Annotated in this window: 7 protein-coding genes and 1 pseudogene; all 8 read left to right on the top strand. The window is 38.3% G+C overall.

Annotated elements, in window-relative coordinates:
- Nucleotides 1-409: 409 nt before the first annotated feature.
- The 8 genes and pseudogenes from ACT8YW_RS20805 (at nucleotide 410) to ACT8YW_RS20770 (ending at nucleotide 7,610) form a co-directional block, all read left to right on the top strand.
- Nucleotides 410-1,048 carry a DUF6088 family protein gene (locus ACT8YW_RS20805; protein WP_245532246.1) on the top strand — a complete coding sequence of 213 codons (639 nt, stop codon included), beginning with the start codon at nucleotides 410-412 and terminating at the stop codon, nucleotides 1,046-1,048.
- A 14-nt stretch (nucleotides 1,049-1,062) separates the two neighbouring features.
- Nucleotides 1,063-1,281: pseudogene (locus ACT8YW_RS20800) on the top strand (nucleotidyl transferase AbiEii/AbiGii toxin family protein); the annotation flags it as partial.
- A 143-nt stretch (nucleotides 1,282-1,424) separates the two neighbouring features.
- The gene (locus tag ACT8YW_RS20795; protein ID WP_444107013.1) at nucleotides 1,425-2,657 is read left to right on the top strand and encodes a tyrosine-type recombinase/integrase; all 1,233 of its coding nucleotides are present in this window, start codon (nucleotides 1,425-1,427) and stop codon (nucleotides 2,655-2,657) included.
- Nucleotides 2,650-3,657 (top strand): tyrosine-type recombinase/integrase, encoded by a 1,008-nt coding sequence (locus ACT8YW_RS20790; RefSeq protein WP_444107012.1) that lies wholly within the window; start codon nucleotides 2,650-2,652, stop codon nucleotides 3,655-3,657. Before ACT8YW_RS20795 ends, ACT8YW_RS20790 begins: the two co-directional genes overlap by 8 nt.
- Nucleotides 3,644-4,672, top strand: coding sequence for a site-specific integrase (locus ACT8YW_RS20785; protein ID WP_444107011.1), 1,029 nt, complete (start codon nucleotides 3,644-3,646; stop codon nucleotides 4,670-4,672). Before ACT8YW_RS20790 ends, ACT8YW_RS20785 begins: the two co-directional genes overlap by 14 nt.
- Nucleotides 4,673-4,745: 73 nt before the next feature.
- Complete coding sequence (locus ACT8YW_RS20780) at nucleotides 4,746-5,603, top strand: nucleotidyl transferase AbiEii/AbiGii toxin family protein (RefSeq protein WP_444107010.1); 858 nt, start codon at nucleotides 4,746-4,748, stop codon at nucleotides 5,601-5,603.
- A 164-nt stretch (nucleotides 5,604-5,767) separates the two neighbouring features.
- Nucleotides 5,768-6,871 carry a ComEC/Rec2 family competence protein gene (locus ACT8YW_RS20775; RefSeq protein WP_444107009.1) on the top strand — a complete coding sequence of 368 codons (1,104 nt, stop codon included), beginning with the start codon at nucleotides 5,768-5,770 and terminating at the stop codon, nucleotides 6,869-6,871.
- Complete coding sequence (locus ACT8YW_RS20770; protein ID WP_444107008.1) at nucleotides 6,831-7,610, top strand: hypothetical protein; 780 nt, start codon at nucleotides 6,831-6,833, stop codon at nucleotides 7,608-7,610. The genes ACT8YW_RS20775 and ACT8YW_RS20770 overlap by 41 nt, the downstream gene beginning before the upstream one ends.
- The last annotated feature ends 179 nt before the right edge of the window (nucleotides 7,611-7,789 follow it).

The raw sequence follows: 7,789 nt of genomic DNA, 5'->3' as shown, positions 1-7,789 counted from the left end.
GTCCGGCGCATACTTTTTTCGATGCATAAGATTCTGTTCTACCGTCCATCCCTCAGCCCCAACTTTATGCTTATGCTCGTTTTGATAAAGTGCGTTTATCAGCTCCACGCTTGAGCCGAAATATAAAACATACCACAGTGATTGTCAGCAATACATCAACTGAGACTTTATGAAATGATACCATAGAGTTCCCGTTGTTTTTTATTTTCCCAAGAGGCATATTTCTATAGCAGAATTTCGATTCTTTGTCGGTAAGTCAAAAAATAATAGAGTTACCGATAAGAAATATGAGCATTATTAAAAGAAACGACCTTCATTAATGAACATTCCCAAACATGATTTTTCGATCCTAACTAATAAATTACTTAGCAATTCATCGTTTATCTGAATCCTTTTTATATCTTTGCATTTGAAAAATTATCAAAATTTCAAAGGTGTGATGGCGAATGAGTATTCTATAGATGGTGCAACTCTTAGGCAACGCATAGAAGCTATGCCTGAGGATTGTATTCTGTTTCGTTCAGATTTCCCCGAATACCACACGGAATTTGTGGGGAGTGTTTTGTCTGAGTTGACAACTGAAGGCATGCTTGTTAAAATTGCACATGGAATATATGCCAAGCCAAGAAATAGTCGATTCGGTGTTGTGCTTCCTTCGGTTGATAAGGTAGTACAGGCAATTGCAGTTCGAGATAACGCAGAGGTGTTGCCATCAGGTATGACAGCTCTGAATGCATTAGGACTATCGACTCAAGTACCGATGAATTACACATACCTTACTACAGGAAGCGAACGAACAATAAACTTATCCAATAGAAAAGTAGTATTAAAACGAGGTGTACCCAAAAACTTCTGTTATAGTACCCGTCTAATTTCACTACTTGTTCAAGCACTTAAGGCTCTGAAAAAGGAGAATATAGGAAAAGGTGACTTGAATATAATTCGACAATTGATATCAAAAGAAACAGATAAGGAGACTTTAATCAAAGATGTAGATATGATGCCTGCATGGATGAAACGAATTATAAAACCAATGCTAACCGCTTAAAAGGAACTTAAATTATGGGAAAACTGTGGTTAAACAATGAGATCGTGGACCGTTTAGCAATGTTACAGCAGACGGAGGTTGAACATCCTGGCGTTAATCAGGTAGCTATAGAAAAGGACTGGTGGGTAACAGTTACGCTGAAGGCATTATTTCAAACAGATTGCCGTGATTCTTTGATATTCAAAGGCGGAACATCGTTGTCAAAAGGTTTTAATATCATAGAGCGTTTCTCTTATCACAAGTAGAATATTATCCAAAGTGCCAATAGATACCTATTGTTATCTCTTTAAATATCAATAGTACTTTCGATAATATTATCTGATAATATTCGTATTACTTTGTGCTTGTACACCTCAAATGGTGTTCTCAAGGTAATATGAAAAGTACAAAAATTAACTCTCTCATAGCCAATTGTGTTTTGCAGATGCGTTTGGATGGCTATGATGAAAAATGTATTGAAACGCATCAACGAAGGTGGCAGAAAGGAATCGTCTCGTACATGAACAAAACTGGAGAAAGGCTTTTTTCTCCAAGAGTTGGAGAGTCATTCCTTGCTGACGTCTTGCCGGGATTGGCGGCTTCTACACAACGCGCCCATCGCAGGAGTATCCACCTTTTGGTGGAGTTTATGCAAACGGGAATAATACGCCGAAGAATAGTCAAGCTTCACGAATTTCCTCTTGAGGGAGAGATTGGCAACGCTGCTGGTCAACATCTTGACTTTTTACGGGAGCAACGACGATGTGAATCGACAATCCACAATCACAGGCGTCTATTAAGTTACTTTATTACCGGTCTCAGTCAAAAGGGAATCAATAGAATATGTGATATAACAGAGGAAGTCATTATAGATTTCGTTGACCACGCCCAGACATGCAAGAGTGAACACTTTTATGCCATCCGACAGTTTTGCTCCTTTCTCTATGAAAGGGGATTGACATCCACAAATCTCAGTTATGTGCTTGCACGGAATAATTTCCCGCAGCACGAGAAACTGCCGTCTGTTTACAGTAACAACGAAATTAAGCAGATAGAGAGTTCCATTGAACAGGCATCGGCAGTCGGCAAACGTGATTATGCGATCTTCCTCCTTGCTTCACGACTGGGATTGAGGGTATCTGATATAGCTTCCTTGACCTGGGACAATATCGATTGGGACAATGGCAAAATAATCCTTTACCAATACAAAACTAAAGTCCCAATAGAACTTCCACTTCTGAGGGAAATTGGAGAGGCATTGGTCACTTATGCAAGAGACTCCCGTCCGAAATCCCATCTAAAAGAAGTCTTCTTAACGGCAGCAGCACCATACCGTCCCATGACACGCATCAGTTTGAATGGTGTAATAACAAGAATCATGCAGTCTTCCGGAGTCGATCTATCCGGTCGCAGATTCGGGCCTCATTCCATGCGTCATTCACTCGCGAGCAATATGCTCCGCCAAGGAACTTCCCTGCCTACTATATCCAGCATATTAGGACACGATAGTACACAGACAACAATGGAGTATCTCCGGGTGGACATTGTGAACTTGCGTGAATGTGTTCTTGACATTCCTTTGGTTGACGAATCTTTCTATTTACAGAAAGGAGGAGCCTTCTATGATTAACTATACCTTCAAGAGTATCTTCGCCCCTTATTTTATGAGTTTTGTGAAAATGAAAGCAGCGATGGGGTTTACGACATCGAAGATAGAGCACATCTTCAAAGAGCTTGACGAACTATATTACACCATGTCCCTGCATGAACCGGTCTTGACTAAGGAATTGGTGAAGGCATGGCGTGAAAGCCGGTTGAATGACAGTGAAAGGACGCTGTATGATAAATGGTCCATAATAAGCCAGTTTTCCCGATATCTGTGCCATTGCGGATTTGTCTGCTATGTTCCTCCCATGCCAAGGCAGAAAGACAAGTTCTTTATCCCAAGGATTTTCACCCATGAGGAAATGGAACGTTTCTTCGCCGCAGCAGACAGTCTCCGCTTCCAGAACATCCAACCCACCTCATGCCTATTTTCCATGCCAGCCTTGTTCCGCGTATTATATTCCACAGGTATTAGAATAGGCGAGGCTCTGAATTTGAACAATGAGGACATCAACCTTGAAAAGGGTACGATACTCATCAGAAAATCGAAAAACCAACGGCAACGTATTGTTCCCATTACACCTTCTTTGGAAGCTGTACTACGCCAGTATATATCCTACAGAGACAGGATGCCTCTCAAGAGCATACGTTGCAAAGAATCGCCATTGTTCGTTTCACATACAGGAAAAAGGATACGGAAGTTCACAGCTTATACGTGGTTCAGGAAAATACTCAAGCTATGTAATATCCCTTTTATTGGAGGGAATCATGGTCCAAGAGTACATGATTTGCGTCACTCTTTTGCGGTTCATTCACTAATGAAACAGGTGAAGTCCGGCAAGGATATGTATTGCCTGCTCCCAATCCTTTCTGTATTCATGGGACATAAAACCTTATTGGGGACAGAGTCCTATATACGTCTAACCTCTGAGATATTCCCTGAACTAAACCTGCAAATCGGTGCCATATCATCTTATGTATTCCCCTCACTTGAAAAAATGGTAAGAGAATATGAAGAAGAATGACTTTGCTAAATGTCTGATGGGATTTTTTACTGAATATCTCTCGGCTGAACGGGGTGTAAGCTCCAATACATTGCGTTCATATGGAACCGCATTCGCTTCTTATCTTGACTTTATGAGGGTTAAGAAAAAAGTGGATGCTGAGAAACTTACACTTGAACATATGAACCGCAAAAATGTCCTTGACTATCTTGACTGGCTGCAAACTGACAAGTCCAGTTCTGTATCGACCAGGAATCAGAGGCTGGCCGCAATCCATGCCTTTTGCCGATATATGCAGTACGAGGATATCACGCGCCTACATCAATGGCAGGAAATACTTGGTGTCAAGATGAAAAAGGCAATCAAGGGTACCATGAATTATCTGACGATGGATGCTGTCAAAGAATTGTTAGCGCATATACCGCAGACTACCATGCGGGGGCGTAGAGACCTCGCCATGCTCTCCCTGCTGTATGAAACTGGAGCCAGAGTACAGGAACTCATAGACCTTAGACCGGTTGATGTCTGTTTGTCCAAGCCATGCTATGTGACACTCTTTGGCAAAGGAAACAAGAAAAGATTGGTACCCATCCAAGATGCCCAAGTATCAATCCTACGCAAATATATGGAAGAAAACCATCTGCTTGAACTGAGAATGAATCAGCGCCCTCTCTTCCAAAACGGTCGTGGAGGGAAACTGACAGGAGCAGGCATAACCTATATCCTAAAGAACTATGCAACGATGGCCAGAACTGCCACGGAAGATCTCATCCCTGAAAAAATCAGTCCTCACTGTCTTCGCCATAGTAAAGCTATGCATCTGTTACAGGCAGGTGTGAACCTCGTTTATATAAGAGATATTTTAGGTCATGTGTCAATCCAGACAACTGAAGTATATGCACGTGCTGACTCCAAACAAAAGCGGGAAGCCTTGGAGAAAACATATACTTCAATCCTTCCACAAGAGAAAGATATCAAACCTTCATGGGAGTCTGATTCTGAACTGAAAAGTTGGTTAAAAAACTTAGGACGTTAGTAATATTATCCAAAGTGATGGCAAGAAGTATTACTGATAATCAATTGACTATCAGCAGTACAAAAGTCGTACTTTGGATAATATTCTACTTGTGATAAGAGAAATTATCACAACTTGCGATAATTTATCTGAAGACATTGATTTGGCAATCAATCATTCGTTCTTTGGTATTGAGGGAACAAGTAAAAGTCAGCGGGGGAAATTACGCAAAAAGGCACGAGCATATATTCACGAGCCCCTTTCTTCACAATTAGATGCCTGTTTGAAAGAAATGGGAGTTTCTGGTTACAGTATAGAGAATGTATCTCAAGAACAAGATAAAAATGGAGAATGGAGACTAATAGATTCTGACAAAGATCCTACGGTAATTCTATTACACTATCCGTCAATTCTTGAGGACACGATAACTTACATTCCTCCACGTGTAAAGATTGAGATAAGTTGTCTTTCAATGGACGAACCAACCGAATTACGACCAATCCGTTCTCTAATAGGTGAAAGTTTTGATAGCGAAGATACCGATGCAGACAGTTTGGTCAGAACAGTAGTTCCTACTCGCACATTTCTTGAGAAACTATTTCTTTTGGCAGAAGAATTCCAAAAAGAAAAGCCGAGAAGTGTACGAATGTCTCGACATCTTTATGATTTGGAAAAACTGATGGACACAGAATATGGTGTAAAAGCTTTGTCGAATCGCAAACTTTATGATGCCATTGTTGAGCATCGTAAGGCTTATTATGCTTTGAAATATGTGAATTATGATTTACATGCTCCAGCTTCCATCAACTGTACAATACCAGAATCGGTTATAGGGGCATGGCAAGATGACTATGCAGATATGAGACGTTTCTTCATTTATGGTGATTCTTTGGAGTTTGATGCACTCATGTACAGAATAGAGGACCTTCAAAAACGGGTAAGAAATTTATAGCTTTGTAGCCTCTTTTTACACGATGTGGACGATTTTTATGATAAATGTTATCAAAACTCAGGTATCCTTATATACACAACTTTGGAATTGAACACCAATGAAGAAGAAGTAAATTGAAAAAGCAATAAAGTTGCTCAAAATGCATTGGATTAAGACTATAAACTATGTGCACCATTAATTTAGACAATATCCAAGAATCTTATATACAAGTTCTACAAGCTAAGCATGGGGACGCACTCATTTTGTGTTGTAACAAATCCGATAAAAGAGGAGTCATAGTTATTGATGGAGGACCTTCTCCTAATCCACGTTTTAACCCTTTTGTAAAAGAAGTGGAGAACTGTCTTCCAGTTGATTTAATGATATTAACCCATTTTGATGATGATCATCTAGTTGGAATAAAAGACTTTATTGAGAGACATCAAAACGATGTCCCTTTCCCCGTTAAAAGAATTTGGGCGAACTGTGCAAAGCATGTTGATTTTGATACGTCAGAAGACTTGTCATCTAATAAAGCAAGTAAGATGGCTGATATTCTATGTGCAATATCGCAAAAAACACAGTTTGATTGGGAAGGATACCGATTGAATGGATTTGTGGACGATACTATAACCTTTGCCGATATAGATATTATTAATCCACGAAAAGATTTATTTAAGTATTTTATTGACAATTATAAAGAAGAGTATAATGTTGGCGTCACTGAAGAAAATCTGTCAAATAAAATAGATACAGATTCAGACATCAACATAGACATGCGTGAATTGGCACAACGTAGTAAGACTTTAGGAAATCCGAACAAGTCTTCAGAACTTGTCAATATGGTTTCGTTAAGTATGATAATACGTTGTGATGCATTTAGCGTATTAATATTAGGAGATAGCTTTCCGCAAGAAATATATTTGTCTCTTATTGAAAGAGGTTATAGCAAAGAAAATAAGTTGCAAGTAGATTTCATAAAAATGTCTCATCATGGCAGTGCTAATAATATCAGCAATGATTTATTAGATATTATAGATTGTGATAAATTCATCATAAGTACCAATGGAAGTAAAGGTTATAAACATCCACATAGAGAAGCTATAGCGAATGTTTTATGCCATCCAGAAAGAGATTACTCTCGTACTATTCATTTTTATTTTAACTATCCGCTTGAAACTATAATAAACAATAGAGAAGAAGCTTTGTTTAATTTTGAGTTAGATAAATGTTTAAATTTTGAATGTCATGAGCCGAAAGAAATTAATAGATTCATCTTGTTACCCTGATATAGATACACTTCAAGCATTATCTGTAAAGATTAACTGCATTAATGAGCATGAAGAAATTATTGAAAATGGAACAGGAACTTTGTTTGCAAATGACGGTTCTTATTATGTTATAACAGCAGCCCATTGTATTCTTAATAATACTACCAAAAGCTTCTATGATAAGAGATATATTCAGATAAGCCTTCCTCATATATGCAAAACCCTTATAGAGGTGAATGAAGTTTTAGAGTTCAATTCTGATGATGATGCAGATTTCGCTCTTTTATCTGTTAAACTAGATATTGATAGTTTCCCGATAAGTTTTGATTATGAGAATGATATTCAATTTATAGGTAAAGACGAGTTTTGTACTAATACATGTTTCTATGGTTATACATCCTCAGAACCAACAGGGCGTATGTTTCGTGCCAGGATGGTATCTACAAACACATATGAAGTAGAAGAAAATGCGATATCTGCAACGGGTGCAGATTTTTCTCGTGTAATGAAAGGAAGTTCGGGTAGTGGGATTTTTGTTGAATACGAGAACCGAATATTTTGTCTGGGATATGTAAAAAGTCGTATGACAGAGACAGACAGATTAAACGACATTAAAATACGCAGAATACCTAGTGATATAAACAATAAGTTCTCGCATCCCATTCTGCTACATTCTATTCAACAGAAACAAGCACTAGAAGCGTCTCTTACTCCTCAATCTCATGTTGAGATTGAATACATAAATAAATGGAATTAGTTAAGCATCGCCTTATCTAAGAATGAAGATATTACCAGAATTCTTAATGATATTAGTGAATTAAAGATTCACTATCCATATGTAAAGTCTGTTATATATCAAGAACAAATTACAAATATCATATTAAGAAACTGTTTTGATTTAATTTGAAAGTCTATCAGTTGGCAGTCTCCTATCTA

It is taken from the genome of Bacteroides sp. (assembly GCF_052357945.1).
Lineage (GTDB): Bacteria > Bacteroidota > Bacteroidia > Bacteroidales > Bacteroidaceae > Bacteroides.
Note: the sequence above shows the minus strand (reverse complement) of the source record. Positions and strands in the feature narration are given on the sequence as shown.